Source organism: Microbulbifer sp. YPW16, assembly GCF_021290385.1.
GTDB lineage: Bacteria > Pseudomonadota > Gammaproteobacteria > Pseudomonadales > Cellvibrionaceae > Microbulbifer > Microbulbifer zhoushanensis.
In genome coordinates, this window is record NZ_CP089928.1 from 1,323,262 (window position 1) to 1,344,930 (window position 21,669).

Genomic DNA, 21,669 nt, shown 5'->3' on the forward strand with positions numbered 1-21,669 from the left:
CCCACATACGGTGCCCAACCGCACACCCACTAGTTATTGGATTTGAACAGGCAAAGAAGAAAATCAGGTCAAATTGATTCTTTTCTGGTTATTTGGTTCAGTCTAAATACACGAATCCCGCGAGTTCCAGGCGGAAGGAAGCGGGATTCGGGGCCATTCGGCACTCGCGCGATCAGGAACGGCCGCCGCGCGCCTTGACGATTTCCTGGGCCAGGTCGTAACCGGCCATGGCGTACAGGCGGCTGCGATTGTAGCGTGTTATGACGTAAAAGTTTTTGAGCCCGATCCAGAATTGCTTACCGTTTTCGGTCTGCAGTGAGAAAACATTGGCCACCATATCGTCCTCGACCTGGGTAGTCGCCGGGAACCCCTTCTCCGCCAGCTGGCCGACGGTCCACTTGGGCTCAAGTGAGTCGTTGACGATGGTCATGTCCGCATTCGGGCGCGGGTTGGCCAGCACAGTCACCGGCTCCAGCGGCAACCAGCCATGGCGGGCCAGGTAGTTGGCGACACTGCCGATGGCATCCTCGGTATCGCGCCAGATATCGACGCTGCCGTCGTTGTTGAAGTCCACCGCATAGGCGCGGTAACTGGAGGGCATAAACTGGCCGAAGCCCATGGCACCGGCGTAGGAGCCCTTGAGTTCGCGGGGATCCATGTTCTGGTCGCGGGTCAGCAACAGGAAGTTTTCCAGCTCCTTGGTAAAGAACTTGGAGCGGCGTGGATAGTTGAAGGCCAGGGTCGCCAGGGCGTCCAGCACACGATAACCGCCCATATTGCCACCGTAGCGGGTCTCGATGCCGATAATGGCGACAATCATCTCCGCCGGCACGCCGTAGCGCTTTTCCGCCTCGGCCAGTGCATTGGCATTTTTGTCCCAGAAATCCACTCCACCGCTGATGCTCCGCGGGGTGACAAACAGCTTGCGGTATTCATACCAGGGCTTGGCTTTTTCCGCCGGGCGCTGGATAGCCTTGAGGATCGAATCCTTGCGCTTGGCCTCGCGCATCAGCTGGGACATTTCCTCGCGGTCGAAATCGTGTTCGGACACCATGTAATCGACAAAGGCCTGCGCCTCCGGGTTGTCCGCATGGCCGGGCTCCTGCGCGCATGCGGCGAGCACGAGCCCCATCCCTGCCAGTAATCCTGTGGTCCACTTCAAAACAACCGCTCCTGTTCTCATATAGTGCTTCTCTACGTCCAAGTTTTTATTTACTACAGCAGACCACCCACAATGATGGCAGCTGACGGCACTAAAACGACACCCGTCGCCTTTCCGTACCTATGGCCATGAGGATACCGAAGCCCGCCATCAGGGTGATGACTGAAGTGCCGCCGTAACTCACCAGCGGCAGGGGCACCCCCACCACTGGCAGCAATCCGGTCACCATGCCGATATTCACAAACACATAGACAAAGAAAGTCAGCGTAATACTCCCCGCCAACAATCGCCCGAATACATCCTGGGCCATAAAACTAATATAGATCCCCCGGGCAATGATCAGCACGTATAGCAGGAGAAGCAACAAAGCACCGCGCATGCCCCATTCCTCGGAGAGTACCGCGATGATGAAATCGGTATGGCTCTCCGGCAGGAAATCCAGCTGCGACTGTGTTCCCTGCATATACCCCTTGCCGTAGATGCCGCCGGAACCGATCGCAGCCTTGGACTGGAAGATGTTCCAGCCGGCGCCAAGCCGGTCCGCATCCGGGTTGAAGAGGGTGAGAATGCGCTGGCGCTGGTAATCCCGCAGGCCCCACTGCCAGATCGGCCAGGCTGCCATCAGCAGCGCCAGCAATGCGCCGCCGATCATGCGCCAGCTGAGGCCGGCCAGGTAGAGGGCGAACACACCGGAGGCTGCGATGAGGATCGAGGTACCCAGGTCGGGTTGCTGGACGATCAGCGCCGCCGGTATGGCGGCAATCGCCAGGGCGCCGGCGATGCTGATCAGTGATGGCGGCAGGGTGCGCTTGTGCAGGAAGGCCGCCACCGACATTGGCACCGCCAGCTTGAGGGCCTCCGAGGGCTGGAAGCGGAAACCGCCAATCTCCAGCCAGCGCTGCGCGCCCTTGGCCCCCACCCCCACATAGAGCACCGCCACCAGCAGGCAGCAGCCAATGACATACAACCAGGGCGACCAGCGCCGGTACATATCCGGTGGTATCTGGGCGGCCACCAGCATGCCGGCGAAGGCGACCCCCATAAAGATCGCCTGGCGGCGCACATGGTGAAACTCCCCCCCGGAGGCACTGTAGAGCACCACCAGGCCGGTACCGCATAGAATCAACAACAGCACCAGCAGGGGTACGTCGATATGCCAGCGGCGCGACAGGCTGACCGGGCGGCTGAGGCTGCTGTGGGAATCCGGCAGCCGGTGCATGAAATCGCGACTAGCCACTGGTCACCTCCTCCCCGGTTTTCGTGTGGGCGCGTGCTGTTTCCTCGAGCGGGCGCGATATCCAGTCGGCAAACAGCTCCCGCGCCACCGGCGCGGCAACGCCGCCACCGGTCTCACCATTTTCCACCAGCACCGCCACGGCGATCTGCGGATCATCCACCGGGGCAAAAGCGATAAACAGGGCGTGGTCCCGGTGACGCTCTTTCAATGCTTCGGAATCGTATTGCTCCCCCTGGGCGATGCCCACCACCTGCGCCGTGCCGGATTTGCCGGCGACGCGGAAATCCAGGTCAGCACCGGCCTTCTTGCCGGTACCCTTCTGGTGATAGACCACCGACTCCATGCCCTCAAAAATCAGGTCCCAGTTCTCTTCGCTGGCCTCGACGTGGTGCAGCACTTCCGGCGGCTGCTCGACACCGTCAATCGCCATTACTACCTGCGGTTTGAAGTGCGTACCGCGGTTGGCCATGGTGGCGGTCATCACCGCCAGCTGCAGCGGCGTGGCCAGCACAAAGCCCTGGCCCAACACGGCGTTCAGGCTGTCCCCCGGGAACCAGGGCATGCCGCGGGCGCCGCGCTTCCAGGCCCGCGACGGGAACAGGCCCGGCCGCTCGATGGGGAGGTCGATCCCGGTCCTCGCGCCGAGGCCGAAGCGGGTGGCGATGTCGTGCATACCGTCGATGCTCCAGCGGTGTGCGGTGTCATAGAAGAAGACATCACAACTCTCGGTCAGGGCCTGGATCAGGTCGATCTTCTCCCCGTGCCCCCAGCGCTTCCAGTCCCGGTACAGCCGGGTGTCGTTGGGCAGCCGGTAGAATCCCGGGTCCTTCACCTCGGTCTCGCGGTCAATCACACCGGCGGCCAGCGCCCCCAGGCCCATCATCGGCTTGAGCGTCGACCCCGGCGGGTACTGGCCCTGCAGGGCACGGTTGAACAGGGGCACATCGAGGGAATCACTCAGGGCCCGGTAATCCTTGAAGCTGATGCCGGTCACGAAGAGGTTGGGGTCAAAGGACGGCTGGCTGACGAATGCCAGGACACCGCCATTCTTCACATCCAGGGCCACGACAGCACCGCGGTTATCGCCCAGGGCTTCAGTGGCCACCTGTTGCAGGCGGGCGTCCAGGTGCAGGGTCAGCTCGCTGCCAGGCTTGGGATCGTGGCGCTCCAGCACCCGCAGGACCCGGCCGCGGGCGTTGGTCTCCACATTCTCATAGCCCACTTCCCCGAGCAGCACATCCTCATAGGAGCGCTCCAGCCCCACCTTGCCAATACTCTGGGTACCGCGGTAGCGCCGCACGTCCTCCTCGGTAAAGCTGGACAGCTCCCGGTCGTTGATACGCCCGACATAGCCGACACTGTGGGCAAACAGCTTCTTGAGGGGGTAATAGCGCACCAGCTCCGCCTCCACCGACACCCCCGGCAGGCGAAACTCATTGACACTGATGCGGGCAATTTCCTGCTCGGACAGGCGAAAGCGCAAGGGGATTGGCTGGAAGGGCCGACGGCGCTCCAGGCGGTCGCGGAATTTCTTGACGTCACTCTCGTCGAGCTGCACCAGGCGACCGATCAGTTCCAGGGACGCATCCAGGTCGGAGACCCGCTCCATCACCAGGGACAGCGTATAGCTGGGCCGGTTGTCCGCCAGCATGGTGCCGTTGCGATCGTAGATCAGGCCGCGGGTGGGGGGCACCGGACGCACCTGGATACGGTTCTCGTCCGACTGGGTGCGGTAGTCCTCGTAATTGACCACCTGCAGGTGATAGAAGCGCGCCACCAACACAGAAAGCAACGCCACCACACCCGCCAGCGCCACCAGCATACGATGGCGGAACAGCCGCTGCTCGGTGTGGCGGTCTTTGAGTTGCAGATCTTCGACCATGGGAATTCGCTGGCGATACTCAGGCTAAGTGGCGCAAAAATTGTCTATTTTGCATACATTATCACAACTGACCAGCGATTAATGGGCAGTGGTCATCACTGCCCAGACAGGCCAGCCGCGGTTGTCGGGTCACTTGTGGTAGGGATGACCGGTCAGCAGGGTCCACGCACGATATAGTTGCTCCGCGAGCACCACGCGCACCAGCGGGTGCGGCAGTGTCAGGGGCGAGAGCGACCAGCGCTGGCGGGCCCGCGCGAGCGCCTCGTCAGCAAGCCCGTCGGGGCCGCCGACCAGCAGGCTGACGTTTTCCCCCAGCATCTGCCAGTCCGCCAGCTGGCGGGACAGCTGCTCGGTGGACCAGGGCTTGCCCTTCACGTCCAGCGCCACCACATGCTCTCTCGGGCCGAGTGCGGCCAGCATGGACTCCCCCTCCTTGCGCCGGGCCTTTTCGACCAGCGCCGGCGAGTTTTTCTGGCCCCGCTGCCCCAGGGGGATTTCCACCATCTCGAGGGTCATCTCCCGCGGCAGGCGGCGGGCATACTCGCTGTAGCCCTCCTGCACCCAGCCCGGCATCTTTCCGCCGGCGGCCAGGATACGGATCTTCACTGCTTGCCGTCGCGCGATGCCGGGGTCATGGACCAGAGTTTCTCCAGCTCGTAGAAGCTGCGCGTCTCGGCCTGCATCACGTGCACCACCAGGTCGCCGTAGTCCACCAGTACCCAGTCGCTCTGCTCCATGCCCTCGACACCGATCGGCCGGATACCGGCTTTTTCCCGGACCTCGTCCACCACGTTATTGGCCAGCGACTTCACCTGGCGATTGGAGGTGCCGGTGCAGATCACCAGCGTGTCCATCACGTCGCTCAGCTCCGAAACATCCAGGGCCACAATGTCCTGGCCTTTCAGGTCCTCGAGCGCGGTAACGGCAATATCTTTAATCTTTGTCATAACACCTTAATTCTGGCCGGCACCATCGCCGGCCCCTGTATAGAGTTGATTGTCTTCAATGTACTGTAAGACCGCCGCCGGCAGCAGGAAGCGCGGCGAGCGGCCGTCCGCCACCAGCTGGCGGATATGTGTGGCCGAGATCGGCAACAGGGTCTGCTCGCGCAGCACCAGGCGGCCGCGGGGTTCCGAGAGCAGGTGGCTCACCTCGCCGGCATGCCGCTCCATCAGTACCGCCACCTCCTCGTGGCCCGGCCCCGAATTCCGGTGTGGCAGCTGCCAGCCCGGACGCGTCACCACCACCAGGTGGGCCAGCTCCAGCAGGTGCTCCCAGCGGTGCCAGGACGGCAGCGTGAGCAGCGAGTCCAGGCCCATGCAGAAAGCCAGCGATACCTCTTCGCCCAGCTCCGCACGGAGCTCCTCGAGCGTATCCACGGTATAGGTGTCGCCAGCCCGCCGCAGTTCACGTTCATCCAGTTGCAGTTCACTGCAACCCCGCAGGGCGATCGCCAGCATCTCGCGGCGATGCGCCCCCGATACCCCGGGGGTCTCGCGGTGAGCGGGGCGATGGCTGGGCAGCATACGCATTTCGTCGACCCCCAGCGCCTCTTTCAGTTCCAGCGCCATGCGCAGGTGGCCGAAATGCACCGGGTCAAAGGTACCGCCGAACAGCGCAATGGAGCGAAGTCTGCGCGCATCCGCCATGGCTGCCTCCCCTGTCCCCGTCACCACTCGCGCCGGCTCACTGGCGAACCTGCCCGTCGCCCAGCACAATCCATTTCTGTGAAGTGAGCCCCTCCAGTCCCACGGGGCCGCGGGCGTGGATTTTATCCGTACTGATACCGATTTCAGCCCCCAGGCCGTATTCAAAGCCATCGGCAAAACGCGTCGACGCATTCACGATCACGGAGCTGGCGTCAACCTCGGCCAGGAAACGCCGGGCACGACTGTAGTCCTCGGTGACAATGGCCTCGGTATGCCCGGAGCCGTAACTGGCGATATGCTCCATGGCACCATCGATATCTGCCACCACCCGGATCGCCAGGATCGGCGCCAGGTACTCCTCACTCCAGTCGCCCTCGCTGGCCTCGGCGCAGTCACCCAGCACCTGCCGGGTACGCGGGCAACCACGCAGTTCCACGCCCTTGTCACGGTAGGCCGCAGCCAGTCGCGGCAGGATATCGTCGGCAACCCCGTCCGCCACCAGCAGGGTTTCCATGGCGTTGCAGACGCCGTAGCGATGGGTCTTGGCATTCAGGGCAATATTGAAGGCCTTGTCACGATCGGCGCGGTCGTCGATATACACATGGCAGACGCCGTGCAGGTGCTTGATCACCGGTACCCGCGCATCGCGGCTGACCCGCTCGATCAGGCCCTGGCCACCGCGGGGGACAATCACATCCACGTACTCGGGCATGCTGATCAATGCCCCCACGGCCGCGCGATCGGTGGTATCCACCACCTGGACCGCAGTTTCCGGCAGGCCGGCCTCACCGAGACCAGCGGCGATGCAGGCGGCAATGGCGCCATTGGAGTGCAGGGCCTCACTGCCACCACGCAGGATCGTGGCATTGCCGGACTTGAGGCACAGGCTGGCAGCATCGACCGTCACGTTGGGGCGCGATTCATAGATGATGCCCACCACACCCAGTGGCACACGCATCCGGCCCACCTGGATACCGCTGGGCCGGTAGGCCATGTCCTCGATCTCGCCAACCGGATCCGGCAACTCGGCGATCTGCTGCAGGCCAGCGATCATCGCGTCGATGCGCTCGTCGTTCAGCTCCAGCCGGTCGAGCAGTGCCGCGTCCAGGCCACTGTCGCGGCCGGCCTGCATATCCCGCGCATTGGCTTCCCTGACCGCCTCACGGTCACTATCCAGTCGCGCCGCGATCGCCCGCAGGGCACGGTTCTTGGTGGCCGTATCCGCCCGGGCCATCAACCGCGAGGCGGCGCGGGCGGCACGCCCCATCCCTGCGATACGTTCCTCGGCGGACTGCTGCCCGGCCTCTGCCGGGGTACTGGCGCTGTTCACTATGGCTCTCCGTGCTGTTTACTGCATGACCGGTAATAAATAAGGCCGCGCAGTATAACGCACCGACAGCGCAATGCGGCCAAACGGCAGCGCGGAATGAAACCCGGCCGGGCTGCGGGCTACTCCCGGGTCCAGCGGTCCAGGTTGGATGCGATGGTGGCGAGGCGTTCCAGCGGGTCCCCGGTACCCAGCAAGTCGATCCGCACGCTGTCCTCCAGCGGCAGCAGCTGGGCCAGCTGCCACGACAGGGCATCCGCAGAGTCGACCGGGGAAAACTTGAGGGACAGCATGGCGGCGTGGTCTTTCAGCTCCTCCAGCATTGCCAGCAGGCCGTCGCACTCCGGGGGGACGGGCCGCTCCGGCTCGTCGGGCAGCCACTCCACATCGCCCAACAACAGGCCATCCTCCGCCCGCCGGGTGTCCAGTAGCCGGAAGCGGCGCTGGCCGAGCACGTCCACATGCAACAGGCCCTCGTCGCCCTGGCTCCAGTCGACAATCTGCACTTCCACGCCAACCGGCCAGACCTGCGCCCGCCCCACCTCACTGCCGTCGCGAATCAGCACCACCCCGAAGCCGGTACCGGATTTCAGTGATTCACTCACGAGCCGCAGGTAGCGCTGCTCAAAAATCCGCAATGGCAGGGTGATGCCGGGAAACAACGCGACACGCAGGGGAAACAGGGGGATCTGCTGCAAAACGGGCTCTCACTCCGGACCGGTAACTCATTAAAAGATAACATCTGCCGTCCGCCAGCCCACCCCCGAAAAAGAATTTTGTGCCACCTGGTCTAGACTCTAGGAAAAGTGGTTGTGGAGAATGCCCATGCGGTGGCAGAAAGGTCGCAGAAGCAGCAATGTGGAGGACCGCCGCGGCGAATCCGGGGCCGGGGGCGCCGGTGGCCTGGGTAACCTGCTGGCCCTTGCGCCGCTGTTGCTCCGCAGCAAGACCGGCTGGATCATCCTGGCGGTACTGGCACTGTTCTACCTGTTCGGCGGAAACCAGCTCTTTACCGGCGCCCCCCGGGAAGCCCCCCCGGGGCTGGACAGCGGCCAGGCTGGCCAGCCCGGCACGGCAGCGGGCTCCGGCAGTGATACGGTGGCGGACTTTGTCTCGGTCGTGCTCGCCGACACCGAGGACACCTGGGGCAAGCTGTTCCAGACCGCCGGTTCCCGCTATACCCCCCCCAAGCTGGTCCTCTATGACGACATGATTCGCTCCGCCTGCGGCACCAACTCCTCCGCCGTGGGGCCCTTCTACTGCCCTGGCGACGGCAAGGTCTACCTGGACCTGGATTTCCTCGGTGAACTGCGCAGGATGGGTGCTTCCGGTGACTTTGCGTTTGCCTACGTCATCGCCCACGAGGTCGGGCACCATGTGCAGAACCTGCTGGGCACGTCCCAGAAAGTGCAACAGGCGCGCATGCAGTCTGACAAGGCCACCGGCAATCGCCTGTCCGTCATGCTCGAGCTGCAGGCCGACTGCTACGCCGGCGTCTGGGCCTTCTATGCACACCGTGACCGCCAGATGCTGGAGCCCGGCGATATCGAGGAAGGCCTGGCCGCTGCCTCGGCGGTTGGTGATGACGTGATCCAGCGTCGCTCCGGCCGGGCGATCACGCCCGACGCCTTCACCCATGGCAGCGCCGAGCAGCGCATGTTCTGGTTCAAGCGCGGCTTCACCACCGGGGACGTGAACCAGTGCAATACATTCGCTGCCATGTCCGGCCAATAACGCACGCTTCACACGCAATATTGAGAATGCGGCTGCTAAGCTCACACCGCATCCGCTATCATCGACAACCTTTCAGACCAATTGGAGAAATACCATGCCGAAAGCCACTGCGCGCCACATCCTGGTAGAGACGGAAGAAAAGTGCCAGGAACTGAAAAAGAAAATCGAGGAGGGTGGCGACTTTGCCGCTATCGCCCAGGAACAATCCAAGTGCCCTTCCGGGCGCAACGGCGGCGACCTTGGGGAGTTCAGCAAGGGACAGATGGTGCCGGAATTCGATGAGGCCGTGTTTACCGGTGAGCTGAATAAAGTCCTGGGGCCGATCAAGACACAATTTGGCTATCACCTGGTAGAGGTCACCAGTCGCAGCGACTGATCAATTGCCTGCGCCCACTGAGACCAACGGCCCAGGGGGCGCAGCTATTGTCACTTTATGTCAATGCACCCTCTCGGGCTATCGGGCGCTCGCCAACCCTGGTCCATCTCACTCGGCCACCGCGCGGGCTTCGCCTTCCCCTTCAGTCACCACTGCGGGCTTTCCCCGCGCCTCCGGGGCCGTCAGCGGCCTGATCAGCAGCAGCAACAGCGGCAGCAGGGTCAGGGAACCCAGCAGCGCTGCCGACATAGCCAGGGCGGTCAGCAGGCCAAAGTAGATCGACGGCACGAACTTTGACAGTGCCAGGATCGAGAAGCCGGCAATAATGGTAACCGCGGTGTAGAACATGGCCCGGCCGATGGTCGCATGGCTGCGGTGCATGGTCGCTACATAATCGCCGTCTTTGGCAAACTCTGCGCGGAACCGGTACAGGTAGTGGATCGCATGGTCCACACCGATCCCCACGGTAATCGCCGCGATGGTGATGGTCATCATATCCAGCGGGATCCCCGCCAGGCCCATCCCGCCGAGCACCACGGTGGCCGCCAGCATATTGGGAATCAATGCGATGATCGCCAGCCACAGCGAGCGGAACAGTACCAGGAACATCAGCAGAATACCGATAAACACAGCACCCAGGGTGAGGATCTGCGACTTGAACAGGCTCTGCAGCATGTTGTTGTAGAGCACCAGCAGGCCGGTCTGGCGGATATTCTCGGGTGCGATGCCCAGGTCGTTGTGCGCGTAATCGTAGATACGCTGGATCAGCTCATCGCGGCGCAGGTTCGGGTCTGTCTCCATGACCCGCAGGGTGATCCGTGCCTGGTTGTGCTCCAGGGACAGGTACGGCTCAACCAGTACATCGGTGATTTCCTGCGGCAGGCTGGTACGGGCCACGGCCAGCTCAAAATCGTTCAGCGGGCCGTTATTCAGGTCGCGCGCCACCTTGTACAGGGTCGCCAGCGACTGCACCTTGCCGATTTCCGGCTGTTTCTCCAGGTAGTCGTGCAGCTTCTCGATCTTGTTGAGGCCGGCCACGGTAAACCAGTAGCTGTCCTGCACGCCCTGCCCCTCTGATGCAAAGGGGTCCTCCTCCACCGCGAAAGGATCCTCGGCCTCGCCATACTCATCACCGCCTTCCGCAGCGAAGGGATCCTCCTCTCCCTCGAAGGCAGGCTCTTCCTGCTCCGGCTTGTCGAGGATGATGTCCAGCGTCACCGTACCGCCCAGGCGGCGATCGATCACCAGCATGCCCTGGTAGATCTCGGTGGAGCTGTCGAAATAATCGATAAAGCGGTTTTCCACTCGCAGCTGGGTGGCCCCGGCCACGCTGATTACCGCGGCGACGGCGGCAGCGCCCAGTACGATCCCGCGGCGGCGCTCGGCAAAGCGCGAGAACAACAGGGTGAATGCGTGGGAGTTGTCCTGGCTGACCCCGTCACTGCGCTTGGGCAGCAGTACCAGCGCCGCGGGGATAACCAGGAATGACATAACCAGCGCCAGTGAGACACCAATCACCATCATCCAGCCGAAATCGATCACAGGGCGGATACCACTGACAACCAGCGATGCGAATGCGACGATGGTGGTAAGGGCTGTGTACAGGCAGGGCTTGGCCATAAAGCGCACCGCCGCCAGCGCCAGGTCCTCCCGGGTCCAGTCCGGGTTCTGTGCGATGAATTCCCGGTAGCGCACCGACAGGTGGATGGTGATGGCCAGGGTGATGATCAGCAACAGCGCCACAAAGTTGGCGGAGATCACCGTCAGGCGCCAGTCCAGCCAGCTCAGCAGGCCCAGCATGGTCACCGCAGTGACGATACAGGTGGCCAGGGGCAGCAGCACCCAGCGCACCTGGCGGAAAATGATCAGCAGGGTCACGATGATGAACAGCAGGATGCCCACCCCGAACACCACCAGGTCGCTCTTGATAAACGCAATCATGTCGGCGGTGATCATGGACACACCGCCCAGGAACAGCTCTGCATCAGCCCGGTAACCGTCGAGGATCCCGCGCACTTCCGCCACGCGCTCACGGGACTCGAGGTCCATCCGGGTGCGGTGCTCCAGGTAAGTCTGGCTGACCTCTTCCAGGCGCGCCGCCTCCGCTTCAGTCAGGCCCTCCTCATTGCGCTTGCGGCGCAGGGCATCCCGCTCGCGCACCAGCTCGATACCGCGCTGGTCCAACTCCAGGTTTACCAGCAGCGCCGTGGTCTGGCCGTCGGGACTCAGGATCAGGTCGCGGTAAATAGGGCTAGACAGGAACTCCTTGCGCGCCTTGTCCTTGTCGGTACCCGGCGTGGACAGGGTGCGGATACCATCGGAGATTTCCGAGATGGCGGGCTTGGGGCTGTACAGCAGCGGCACGTCCAGGATCGTCTGTACGCTCTCGACACCGTCCACCTGCACCAGCTCGTCCCGCAGGTTGCCCAGGGTGGCCAGGGACTCGTCCTGAAACAGGTCGCCGTGGCGATACTTGTAGGTAACAACCAGGAAATCGCCGGTAGCGTAGCGCTTGGCGATCTTGCGGTAGTAATCCAGCGCGTCGTCGGTTTCCAGCGTCAGCGAGTCCGCCGAGGCATCGATCTTGAAGCGCGGCAGGCCGGCGGCCGCGACCAGGGTCAGCAGCACCACCACCGCGAGCACCGTCTTCGGGCGCCCGGTTACCAGCTTTTCGTAGAAGGTCTTGAAAGCAGACAGCATAAATTTTCGCTATGTAATCGTAATAACAGGTTCACGCGCGCCGCCAGGCGGCCGTGAACTGCCGGCCACGGGGATACCCGCGGTGACGGCACCGGGCCCGGGAACGCTCATCGGTCCACGTGCCCCAGGTCTCGGTCCGGGAATAACAGATCCCGGACCCGCCGTTTGAGTTCCTTGGGCGAGGGAAATCCCCCGTCCCGCACGCGCTCCCAGATGGGCTGCCCGTCCACGGAAATCTCGAACACTCCCCCGCTGCCCGGCTGCAGGGCCACCTGCTGCAGGTCGTCGGAAAAGGTATATAACAGCTCCTGCGCCATCCAGGTGGCGCGCAGCATCCAGTTGCACTGGACACAGTAATGAATGGTCACCGTGGGCTTCACCGGCCACGCCCTTCGCCGGCGGGCTCGCCCCAGCGCGGCAGCAGGGCCTGCTCCACGCCAAGCTGGTCGAGCAGGCGCGCGACGATAAAGTCCACCAGGTCTTCCACCGTCTGCGGGCGCTGGTAAAAGCCAGGGCTGGCGGGCAACACGGTGGCACCCATGCGCGTCAGCTTGAGCATATTCTCCAGGTGAATCTCCGAATACGGCGCCTCACGGGGTACCAGGATCAGCTGGCGACGCTCCTTGAGCGCCACATCTGCCGCGCGCTCGACCAGGTTGTTGGAGGCCCCGCAGGCGATTGCCGACAGGGTGCCGCCGCTGGCCGGGCAGATCACCATACTGGCCGGGGCACCGGTGCCGGAGGCCACCGGCGAGAACCAGTCCCGCTTGCCGAACAGCTGCAGCTGGCCCTCGCGGGCACCGAAGCGCGCCGCCAGGAAGGCCTCCACTTCGGCATCGCCGCCCTCGGGCAACCGGCAGTCGGTCTCGGTATCAATCACCACCCGCGCAGCGTCGGACAGCAGCAGCCAGACGCGACAGTCCGCCGCCAGCAGGCACTGCATCAGCCGCAGGCCATACTGGGCCCCGGAGGCACCGGTAATCGCAAGGGTGACGGTTTTGCTGAACGGGTTCTGGGACAAATCGGTTTCCCTCAGGAACGGTGCGTCACGACGGTGCGCCGCCGTACTTCTGCTCCAGCGTATCGAGCAGCCGCTGGTGAATACCGCCGAAGCCGCCATTACTCATGATCACAATGTGACTACCCGGTTCGGCCAGGTTTACGGCGGATTCTACCCCAGCCTCTATATTGTCGAAAATCTTTGCCGGCACAGGGGAGTGGTGAACCACATCACCCAATGACCAATCCATGCCCTCCGGTTCATACCAGAGCACCAGGTCGGCGCCGGCACAGGCCTTCGCCAGCCTGCCCTGGTGGATTCCCATACGCATGGTATTGGAGCGCGGTTCAATCAGGGCAATGATGCGGTCACTGCCCACTTTGGCGCGCAGGCCATTGAGGGTGGTTTCAATAGCGCTGGGGTGGTGGGCGAAATCGTCGTACACACTGATATTGCCGACGCGACCCAGGCACTCCATGCGCCGCTTGACTCCCTCGAACTGCTGCAGCGCCTCGGCCGCCACCGCCGGGTCCACGCCCACATGGCGCGCCGCTGCCATGGCCGCCAGGCCATTGCGGACATTGTGCAGGCCGGTAAAGGGCCACTCCACGCGCGCCACTTCAGCCCCGCGGAACTGCACCGCAAAGGCGGTACCGTCGGCAGAGATATTCACGGCACACCAGTCTCCCAGCCGCACACCGTCCTCGCCCTCGCAGGTGAAGCGCTGCACCTCGGTCCAGCAGCCCTGCTCCAGTACCTGCTCGACGGACTCATCGGGCGCAGACACGATCAGGCCATTGCCGGGCACGGTGCGCACAAGGTGGTGGAACTGGCGCTGGATATCCTTCAGGTCATTGAAGATATCCGCATGGTCGAACTCCAGGTTATTGATCACCAGCGTACGCGGGCGGTAGTGCACGAACTTGGAGCGTTTGTCGAAGAAGGCGGTATCGTACTCGTCCGCCTCCACCACAAAGAACGGGGTTTCCCCCAGTCGTGCGGAAACGCCGAAGTTGCGCGGCACCCCGCCGATCAGGAACCCGGGCTTCATATCCGCGCTCTCGAGGATCCATGCCAGCATGCTCGCGGTGGTGGTCTTGCCGTGGGTACCGGATACCGCCAGCACCCAGCGACCGCCCAGGAAGTGGTCACACAGCCACTGGGCGCCGGAGGTATAGGGCAGCCCGCGATCCAGAACCGCCTCCACCGCCGGGTTACCCCGGGACAGCGCATTGCCGATGATCACCAGGTCCGGCGCCGGCTCCAGCTGGGCCGGGTCATAGCCCTCGGTCAGGTGTATCCCCGCCTGCTCCAGCTGGGTGCTCATGGGTGGGTAAACGTTGGCATCGCTGCCGGTCACTTTGTGCCCCTCGGCCACCGCCAGCTGGGCCAGGCTGCCCATGAAGGTGCCGCAGATACCTAATATATGAATATGCATACCGTAAAAGATTGCTCTTGCTGGTCGCGAAGGCGGGCAAGCTTACCACGCCGCCGGGCAACCGTGATTGTCAAATCCCGCCGTTTCCTGTGCAAATGCAACGGCATTCCAGTAAACTCCGCCCCCAAATTTGCCCGTCTCAGCCCCCCTGTAGGATGACTATGCCCAAGAAGAACGCTTTTTACGCACAATCTGGCGGCGTGACCGCCGTGATCAACGCCTCGGCCTGCGGTGTCATCGAGGCCGCCCGCGAACACAGCGACCAGATCGGCAACGTTTATGCGGGCCTGAACGGTATTGTAGGCGCCCTGCGTGAGGAGCTGATCGACGTAAGCCAGGAGAGCGTTGAAACCATCGCTGCCCTGCGCCACACCCCTTCCGGCGCCTTCGGTTCCTGCCGCTACAAGCTGAAGAGCCTGGAGAAGAACCGGGCCGAGTACGAGCGCCTGATCGAGGTCTTCAAGGCCCACGATATCGGTTACTTTTTCTACAACGGCGGCGGTGACTCCGCAGACACTTGCCTCAAGGTCTCCCAGTTGTCCGAGAAGATGGGTTACCCCATCCAGGCAATCCATATTCCCAAGACCGTCGACAACGACCTGCCGCACACCGACAACTGCCCGGGCTTCGGCTCCGTCGCCAAGTACGTGGCCGTATCCACCCGGGAGGCGGCGCTGGACGTGGCCTCCATGTGTGACACCTCGACCAAGGTATTTATCCTCGAGGTAATGGGTCGCCATGCCGGCTGGATCGCCGCCGCCGGCGCCCTGGCGCAGGAGCAGGAAGGCGATGCACCGCACATCATCCTGCTGCCGGAAGTGGCCTTCGACCGGGAGAGATTCCTCGAGAAGGTGCAGAAAACCGTGGATGAAAAAGGTTACTGCGTGGTGGTGGCCTCCGAGGGCACCCAGTATGCCGACGGCACCTTCCTCGCCGACGCCGGCAGTGTGGATGCCTTCGGCCACAAGCAGCTGGGCGGTGTAGCCCCCACCCTTGCCACGATGGTGAAAGAGGAACTGGGCCTGAAATACCACTGGGCCCTGGCCGACTACCTGCAGCGCGCCGCCCGCCACATCGCCTCCGCCACCGATGTGTCGCAGGCCTATGCCGTCGGCCACGCCGCAGTGGAGATGGCGGTAAAGGGCAAGAATGCGATCATGCCCATCATCGTCCGCGACAGCGGCCCCGAGTATGGCTGGTCCATCGGCGAGGCCCCGCTGTCGGAAGTGGCCAACGTGGAAAAGATGATGCCGGAAGATTTTATCAGCGAAGACGGTTTCGGTATCAGCCAGGCCGGCCGCGATTACCTGCTGCCGCTGATCCAGGGTGAGGACTACCCGCCCTACAAGAACGGCATCCCCCACTATGCACGCCTGAAGAAGAAGCTGGTGGAAAAGAAGCTGCCGGACGGCTTCGACGTTTAAGCGTCCTCCTGGCTGCCCTCCCGGCGAACGAAACCCCGCACTGCGGGGTTTTTTCATTTTCGGGCCCCACCAGGGTCAGCGGACACGCCCGGCGAGGATTTCTCCCGCGATCCGGAAGGATTCGAGCCGGGCGTCGTGATCGTACATGGCCCCGGTCACAATCAGCTCGTCGACCCGGGTCCGCTCCAGGAACCGGTCGATCCACGCGGACACCATCTCTTCTGTGCCCACGGCTGTCTCTGCCAGCGCCTGTGCCACCTGCATCCGCTCTGCAGCGGGGGCAATCATTTCCGGATCGTCCACCGGTGGCTTCAGGGGCCCGGGATTACCCCGGCGCAGGGCAATAAACTGCTGCTCGACAGAAGTCATCAGCCTCCGCGCCTCTGGCTCGGAGTCCGCGGCGAATACATTGATCGCCGCCGCAGCGTAGGGGGCATCGAGGTATTGCGAGGGCTGGAATTGCTCCCGATACAGGTGCAGGGCCCGGTCCAGCATCGCCGGGGCAAAGTGGGAAGCAAAGGCAAATGGCAGGCCCATGGCGGCCGCCAGCTGCGCGCTGTACAGGCTGGAGCCCAGCAACCACACCGGCACCCGCAGCCCGGCACCGGGCACGGCCTGCACCCGCTGGCCCGGTTGTGCCGGCTCGAAATACCGCAGTAACTCCTGCACATCATCGGGAAACTGGTCGGCAGCCGTCATCGGGTCACGGCGCAGGGCGCGCATGGTGGCGCCGTCAGTGCCAGGCGCGCGCCCCAGCCCCAGGTCGACCCGGTCCGGGTAGACCGCAGCCAGGGTACCGAACTGCTCGGCGATCACCAGCGGCGCATGGTTGGGCAGCATCACGCCGCCCGCGGCCACCCGGATCCTGCGGGTGCCCGCGGCAATATAGCCCAGCGCCACCGACGTAGCGGCACTGGCAACGCCACCGAGGTTGTGGTGCTCGGCCATCCAGAAGCGCCGGTAGCCCCAGTCTTCCGCATGCTGCGCCAGGTCGAGGGAATTACGCAGCGCGCGCCCGGCATCGCTGTTTTCGGTAATGGGGGACAGGTCGAGCAGGGAATAGGCTTGCACAACAGCTCCTTTCTGCGTCTGGGGAAGGCGCCGGTCACCGGGACCGGTCTTGCTCTGGCCACCGCGCGATAACGCCCCGGCTGCCACGACGTTAGTTGGGGCCCGCCCCGACGGAAATCAAGCGCATCCACGGAATCCCGCACCCGGCCCCAGGGCAGTAACAGCGCCAGAGCTGGATGGTCAGCTGGCGCCAGCGCCCCGGTCAATGCAGGTGCCACGGCCCTGCCGGTAAGATAGGCTCACTTGGAGATTACACAACACAGAATAACGACAATGGAAACCGCCATGAAAAAAGCCCTGCTGGCAGTGGCCGGCCTGTCCCTGCTGCTGGCAACCGTACTCCTGGTGCGCACCGCCAGCTACTCGGCCCCGGCACCCGTGGACACAGCGGCCGATACCCATGTCCCGGACGGACAGCAGATCGCCCGCCACCTGTCCGAGGCCATCCGTTTTCGCACCATCTCCGCGGACATGGAGTCGGCCTCCACGCGGGCGCAGTTCGCGGCATTTATCGAGTGGCTCGCGGCCACCTACCCCGCCGTCCACACCGCCATGCCACCGCAGCAGCTGGGTGTGGACACCGAGCATCCCTACACCCTGCTGTTCACCTGGCCCGGCCAGCGCGAGGACCTGGCGCCCATCCTGCTCTCCGCCCACTACGATGTGGTACCGGTAATCCCGGGCACTGAAGACGAGTGGCAACACCCGCCCTACGACGGCATCGTGGACGAGACCCATATCTGGGGCCGGGGCACCCTCGATGACAAGGGGGCGGCCATCGCACTGATGGAGGCCACTACCGCACTGCTGGAACAGGGCTTCCAGCCACAGCGCACCATCTATATCAGCCTCACCAGCGACGAGGAGATCGGCGGCGATCACGGCACGGCCGCCGTGGTGCAGAAACTGCAGGATGACGGCGTACAGCTGGCCTGGAGCCTGGACGAGGGCTCATTCCTGCTGGACGGCTTTATTCCCGGCGTGGACCAGCCGGTGGCCAGCATCAATATCGCGGAGAAGGGTTACCTGACCGTGGACCTGGTGGCCCGCGGCCGCGGCGGCCACTCCTCCATGCCGCCGCGGGAAACCGCAGTGGATACCCTGGCAGCGGCGCTGGTGCGGTTGAAACAGCAACCGCTGCCCGGCGGCCTCGAGGGCGTGGGCGCCGGCATGTTCGATGCGGTGGCCCCGCATATGCCGTTTGGCAAACGCATGCTGTTCGCCAACCGCTGGCTGTTCGGCGGCCTGATTGAATCGGTACTGGAAGACCAGCCCGGTACCGCCGCCATGCTGCGCACTACCACCGCCCCCACCATGCTGTCCGGCAGCGTCAAGGACAATGTCCTGCCCATCGAGGCGGTGGCCACCGTCAACCTGCGCGTACATCCGCGGGACACTATCGACGGCATCGTGAGCCACCTGGAGCAGGCAATCGACGATGAAAGGGTTGAGGTAAGGGTACGGGAAGGTCGCCCTGCCTCCCGCGTCTCCAGCAAGGATGCCGACGGCTTCCGGGCAATCGCGACCGCCAGCCGCGCGACCTACGGCCCGCAGGTAATTGCCCCGGGCCTCACCATCGGCGGCACCGACAGCCGCCGCTACGAGGAAGTGGCGGATAACAGCTACCGGTTCAACCCCATGGTGGTCACCAGCGAGGATACCCACGGTTTCCACGGCACCAACGAGCGCATCAGCATCGACAACATGGTCGGCGCCACAAGGTTTTACCGGCAACTGATGGAGGAAGCTGGAAACGAGTAACTCGGCTGGTGCCGGCTCCAGCCCTGGCAAGGCCAGCTGGAGTCGGTGCCCCGGAGCAGCCCGGTTCGCTTCAGGAATAAGCCCACGCAGTGAGAGGCTGCGGTGACAAACTCGGGACAGGAGCGGTGGCTGCTACGCCGGCAGCCACTACAGACTTTACTTTACTTTCAGTAAGCCGATGGCAAAACAGATGGCACCACCGACCATGCCCACCCAGGCTTCCGCCGGCGAATCGCCGGTAAGCGCCCGTGTGACCTCGGAGCTGGCCGAATCGTAAATGTTGTAGCCCCAAACGACTGCCGCGACACCCACGACCATCAGCACAACGCCGAGATATTTCTTCTTCATACACCCCCCAATTTCAAAAACCAGACGCATTGGCAAATGCGTTGGGACTGCTTCCGGGTAAAACTTCCAGGCCTTGTCAAGGCCGGCCAAATCACAACCATAACGAAGCCCCGGAAGTTATGGACAACTATTATGTCAGTCCGAAGTCTGACTATACAGGTGTCTGCTATTCGAGGGTAGCGTGTACCTTGTCGTAGCTACAACTTACCGCTTTCATATATCGCCTCTCATTTTTTGCCATGCTCTACTCACCTTTTAGCTAGAGCACGCCCACACCACTTTAAAGATGCGACAGCAGACAACCTCTACTTTTTATCACCTATTCCGCTTTCTTAACTCTTCTGTGTGAGCTACCCCACAACACTGCCTTTCTTATTATATTGACCATCGCGCATTGCAAAGATAGATAGCGCCGCAAGGTAAACCCAGTTCCACAACATGGAAAAACTGAGCATCACCGCCAGAAATGTACACGCGAGCCGGGCCTGCCAGGTACGCCCCCGGGTAAAGTAGAGAGCAACTGTTACCGAGACAATGATTGAAAACACCATATATGCGGTAAACAGAGACGCAGGAAACGAGAATCCATTGATTGAAACTGACATACTTAACTTTCCTCCCTGAAAAAATGATACATCAACATGACGCATGCGTCCGCGATCTGCGTTAACTTTTTAGCTGGCCGCACCAGCAACGATCCAGATATAAAAACAGTACAAAGCCAGCAGCAGATAACTAAGTGTGAAAACCCCATTTATAGCCCAGATGCCATGCCAAAACATACCATGGAAATTCGCTCGCAAACGGTTTCCATTCCATAGCAATGCTATAGAAGTTGGAACAACCATTATCGCTAAAGCCCCCAGGGCTGGGACTAAGACAAACATGATAACCAACCCCGCCGCCCCGGCAGCAGAACTTCCAGTATCCGGCCCAACTGGATCTAAAAAAATGTAGCCGATAGAAAGCGCTATCAATCCGGTAATCAACCCGGCTAATTTCAGGCCTTTCATATTTCTCCTTGGGACAACTAACGCCCCGCGAAGGGCCGGAGGGCCTTAGCATACTGCCTGTGATTATTAGAGTTGGCGGACTCAGAACCTGGAATCGTTCTCACAGGGAATACCATCATTGTCTCCATCCATTTTTGTATTAGGACAGTTTCTTATGAAGAAAACCGCCTCTTCTCTGGACGTCATTTGGCTACAATGCTGCCGGCCATCACATTTAAACTTTTGATATAAAACCTGGCTAGATTTATCAGGCCCCCTAGATGGAGAAAGTTTGATCGTTTCCATGCCATCAACGGAACGACCGACCTTCTCTACCTCATAATCTCCCCAACGAGCTCCATGAGCAGCGAATTTTTCTTGGTACAGCTTCCAGCCAGCGAATGCTAATAGGCCGAAAATTACTATTTTTTTCATTATTACCACTCAAAGCTCTCACGCCCGGCTTTTAGGGCGGACTTGGAGCCGCTCCAGCCCCACAGGGGGCGATAACAGCCGCTTGTTATGTGTGTACTTGATTTTCGGTATAAGCAACCTTTTCCCCTTGGAACGATTCATAAAATCTACGATGCGACTCATAGGAAAATGAGTCTGATCTGACCTTATAATCTTTAATCCAATTTATTAGCATATTTAAGTTGGCATCTTGCGCTTCTTTAGACTCGTACTTATGCGGCTCCCATGGACGATTCTTGGCATTGGCGATGCATTGCTCAATAGTTAGGTCCATAAACACAATTTCCGATGCCTCATGCTTTAGGAGTTCTAATAAATCGGTATAGCAGCCCTCAACCACCCAACTTTCATGCTCGGCTGTGAAATCATTAATTTTTCCCTTGGATTCTTCAATAGACATTCTTTGGGGTGGAGATGTCGGAAGCCATGCCAAGACATCCAAATCTAAATGAGCCAAACCGAAATTCCGCGCAATGTACTTAGAAAATGTGGACTTACCAGAACCGGAGTTTCCAAAAACTAGAATTTTACTCAAAGTGCCTCCGAAGCTTTAATGGCACATAACGTTGCCAACAGGGGCCCGCGTTAGCGGGTCCCTGCTTGCTTGGCCTTGTTAAATGCTTACCAGCCATCGTATCCAAATTCCGTGCCGTCATAGCGCAGATAGTAGGCTTGATCTTGTTGGGCATCTTGACCATACCCTCTGGCCTTCCACGCTAGGTAGCCCATATTTAGCTCATTTTCGCCCATAAGAGCGTAATAGCTCTCATTATCACTGATCTGTGCGGACACAATGATCATTCTGTGTCCGTCTTGGCTGGAGAAGCGGCCTACTATGGGTTGGGACACCAATTCATCTGCGCGGTTAAATCTTTCTCCGTCTTCCTCTAAGAGGAAATTAAAATAGCTAATAGCGATCTTGTCGGTCTCATCACAAAGGCCAACCTGAGAGAGTAAAATCAAAATAGCCGCTACGATTGTTTTCATATCATTTAACGAGCCTGTAGAAAAACAGGATGACAACCTGATATCCCATCGGCTCTCTTTCTTATAAGTTTAATGATCACGATTTAAACACATCCGTTTTACATAAT

23 protein-coding genes are annotated in these 21,669 nt (G+C 61.5%); 4 read left to right on the forward strand and 19 right to left on the reverse strand.

Annotated elements, in window-relative coordinates:
* Positions 1 to 172 precede the first annotated feature (172 nt).
* The 8 genes from mltB to LVE68_RS05775 form a co-directional block, all read right to left on the reverse strand.
* Positions 173 to 1,162 (reverse strand): lytic murein transglycosylase B, encoded by a 990-nt coding sequence (gene mltB / locus LVE68_RS05740; protein ID WP_233006067.1) that lies wholly within the window; start codon positions 1,160 to 1,162, stop codon positions 173 to 175.
* Between the two features lie 91 nt (positions 1,163 to 1,253).
* Positions 1,254 to 2,399, reverse strand: a complete 1,146-nt coding sequence (rodA, locus tag LVE68_RS05745) for a rod shape-determining protein RodA (RefSeq protein WP_233006068.1) — start codon at positions 2,397 to 2,399, stop codon at positions 1,254 to 1,256.
* Positions 2,392 to 4,281 carry a penicillin-binding protein 2 gene (mrdA, locus tag LVE68_RS05750; protein WP_233006069.1) on the reverse strand — a complete coding sequence of 630 codons (1,890 nt, stop codon included), beginning with the start codon at positions 4,279 to 4,281 and terminating at the stop codon, positions 2,392 to 2,394. The genes rodA and mrdA overlap by 8 nt, the downstream gene beginning before the upstream one ends.
* Before the next feature lie 129 nt (positions 4,282 to 4,410).
* Entirely contained in the window at positions 4,411 to 4,887 is a 477-nt protein-coding gene (rlmH, locus tag LVE68_RS05755) for a 23S rRNA (pseudouridine(1915)-N(3))-methyltransferase RlmH (RefSeq protein ID WP_233006070.1), read from the reverse strand.
* Positions 4,884 to 5,228, reverse strand: a complete 345-nt coding sequence (gene rsfS / locus LVE68_RS05760; RefSeq protein ID WP_233006071.1) for a ribosome silencing factor — start codon at positions 5,226 to 5,228, stop codon at positions 4,884 to 4,886. Before rsfS ends, rlmH begins: the two co-directional genes overlap by 4 nt.
* 6 nt (positions 5,229 to 5,234) lie before the next feature.
* The gene (gene nadD, locus LVE68_RS05765) at positions 5,235 to 5,930 is read right to left on the reverse strand and encodes a nicotinate-nucleotide adenylyltransferase (RefSeq protein ID WP_233006072.1); all 696 of its coding nucleotides are present in this window, start codon (positions 5,928 to 5,930) and stop codon (positions 5,235 to 5,237) included.
* Between the two features lie 37 nt (positions 5,931 to 5,967).
* A complete protein-coding gene (locus LVE68_RS05770; RefSeq protein ID WP_255701158.1) occupies positions 5,968 to 7,260 on the reverse strand; it encodes a glutamate-5-semialdehyde dehydrogenase in 1,293 nt (430 codons plus the stop codon).
* 119 nt (positions 7,261 to 7,379) lie between these two features.
* Positions 7,380 to 7,955: an LON peptidase substrate-binding domain-containing protein gene (locus tag LVE68_RS05775; RefSeq protein WP_233006073.1), complete on the reverse strand. Its 576-nt coding sequence runs from the start codon at positions 7,953 to 7,955 to the stop codon at positions 7,380 to 7,382.
* A gap of 127 nt (positions 7,956 to 8,082) precedes the next feature.
* Between LVE68_RS05775 and ypfJ the strand changes: the two genes are divergently transcribed.
* Together ypfJ and LVE68_RS05785 are read left to right on the forward strand one after the other, a co-directional pair.
* Positions 8,083 to 8,991: a KPN_02809 family neutral zinc metallopeptidase gene (ypfJ, locus tag LVE68_RS05780; protein WP_233006074.1), complete on the forward strand. Its 909-nt coding sequence runs from the start codon at positions 8,083 to 8,085 to the stop codon at positions 8,989 to 8,991.
* A gap of 94 nt (positions 8,992 to 9,085) precedes the next feature.
* On the forward strand, positions 9,086 to 9,367 hold the full coding sequence (locus tag LVE68_RS05785) for a peptidylprolyl isomerase (RefSeq protein WP_233006075.1): 282 nt from the start codon (positions 9,086 to 9,088) through the stop codon (positions 9,365 to 9,367).
* A 108-nt stretch (positions 9,368 to 9,475) separates the two neighbouring features.
* Here LVE68_RS05785 and LVE68_RS05790 read toward each other — a convergent pair whose 3' ends face one another.
* The 4 genes from LVE68_RS05790 to mpl all read right to left on the reverse strand — a co-directional run bounded on the left by LVE68_RS05790 (position 9,476) and on the right by mpl (position 14,505).
* Positions 9,476 to 12,067, reverse strand: coding sequence for an efflux RND transporter permease subunit (locus LVE68_RS05790; RefSeq protein WP_233006076.1), 2,592 nt, complete (start codon positions 12,065 to 12,067; stop codon positions 9,476 to 9,478).
* Between the two features lie 107 nt (positions 12,068 to 12,174).
* The gene (locus LVE68_RS05795; protein WP_255701159.1) at positions 12,175 to 12,435 is read right to left on the reverse strand and encodes a SelT/SelW/SelH family protein; all 261 of its coding nucleotides are present in this window, start codon (positions 12,433 to 12,435) and stop codon (positions 12,175 to 12,177) included.
* Between the two features lie 8 nt (positions 12,436 to 12,443).
* Positions 12,444 to 13,088 (reverse strand): flavin prenyltransferase UbiX, encoded by a 645-nt coding sequence (locus LVE68_RS05800; RefSeq protein ID WP_255701160.1) that lies wholly within the window; start codon positions 13,086 to 13,088, stop codon positions 12,444 to 12,446.
* A gap of 25 nt (positions 13,089 to 13,113) precedes the next feature.
* Entirely contained in the window at positions 13,114 to 14,505 is a 1,392-nt protein-coding gene (gene mpl / locus LVE68_RS05805; RefSeq protein WP_233006077.1) for a UDP-N-acetylmuramate:L-alanyl-gamma-D-glutamyl-meso-diaminopimelate ligase, read from the reverse strand.
* A 161-nt stretch (positions 14,506 to 14,666) separates the two neighbouring features.
* On the opposite strand from mpl, the gene LVE68_RS05810 reads away from it, so the two are divergent.
* On the forward strand, positions 14,667 to 15,929 hold the full coding sequence (locus tag LVE68_RS05810) for a 6-phosphofructokinase (protein WP_233006078.1): 1,263 nt from the start codon (positions 14,667 to 14,669) through the stop codon (positions 15,927 to 15,929).
* A 75-nt stretch (positions 15,930 to 16,004) separates the two neighbouring features.
* Here the strand turns inward: LVE68_RS05810 and LVE68_RS05815 are convergent, their stop codons facing one another.
* A complete protein-coding gene (locus LVE68_RS05815) occupies positions 16,005 to 17,000 on the reverse strand; it encodes an LLM class flavin-dependent oxidoreductase (RefSeq protein ID WP_233006079.1) in 996 nt (331 codons plus the stop codon).
* 285 nt (positions 17,001 to 17,285) lie between these two features.
* Here LVE68_RS05815 and LVE68_RS05820 point away from each other — a divergent pair, with 285 nt between their 5' ends.
* A complete protein-coding gene (locus LVE68_RS05820; RefSeq protein ID WP_233006081.1) occupies positions 17,286 to 18,761 on the forward strand; it encodes a M20 family peptidase in 1,476 nt (491 codons plus the stop codon).
* 156 nt (positions 18,762 to 18,917) lie between these two features.
* On the opposite strand, the gene LVE68_RS05825 is transcribed toward LVE68_RS05820, so the two are convergent.
* The 6 genes from LVE68_RS05825 to LVE68_RS05850 form a co-directional block, all read right to left on the reverse strand.
* Positions 18,918 to 19,109, reverse strand: coding sequence for a DUF3185 family protein (locus LVE68_RS05825; RefSeq protein WP_233006082.1), 192 nt, complete (start codon positions 19,107 to 19,109; stop codon positions 18,918 to 18,920).
* 350 nt (positions 19,110 to 19,459) lie between these two features.
* Positions 19,460 to 19,714 carry a hypothetical protein gene (locus LVE68_RS05830; protein WP_233006083.1) on the reverse strand — a complete coding sequence of 85 codons (255 nt, stop codon included), beginning with the start codon at positions 19,712 to 19,714 and terminating at the stop codon, positions 19,460 to 19,462.
* 69 nt (positions 19,715 to 19,783) lie between these two features.
* Positions 19,784 to 20,122, reverse strand: coding sequence for a hypothetical protein (locus tag LVE68_RS05835; RefSeq protein WP_233006084.1), 339 nt, complete (start codon positions 20,120 to 20,122; stop codon positions 19,784 to 19,786).
* 81 nt (positions 20,123 to 20,203) lie between these two features.
* Positions 20,204 to 20,536, reverse strand: coding sequence for an excalibur calcium-binding domain-containing protein (locus tag LVE68_RS05840; protein WP_233006085.1), 333 nt, complete (start codon positions 20,534 to 20,536; stop codon positions 20,204 to 20,206).
* 85 nt (positions 20,537 to 20,621) lie between these two features.
* Positions 20,622 to 21,110, reverse strand: coding sequence for a shikimate kinase (locus LVE68_RS05845; protein ID WP_233006087.1), 489 nt, complete (start codon positions 21,108 to 21,110; stop codon positions 20,622 to 20,624).
* Positions 21,111 to 21,196: 86 nt separating this feature from the next.
* Positions 21,197 to 21,562 carry a hypothetical protein gene (locus LVE68_RS05850; protein WP_233006088.1) on the reverse strand — a complete coding sequence of 122 codons (366 nt, stop codon included), beginning with the start codon at positions 21,560 to 21,562 and terminating at the stop codon, positions 21,197 to 21,199.
* Positions 21,563 to 21,669: the final 107 nt, after the last annotated feature.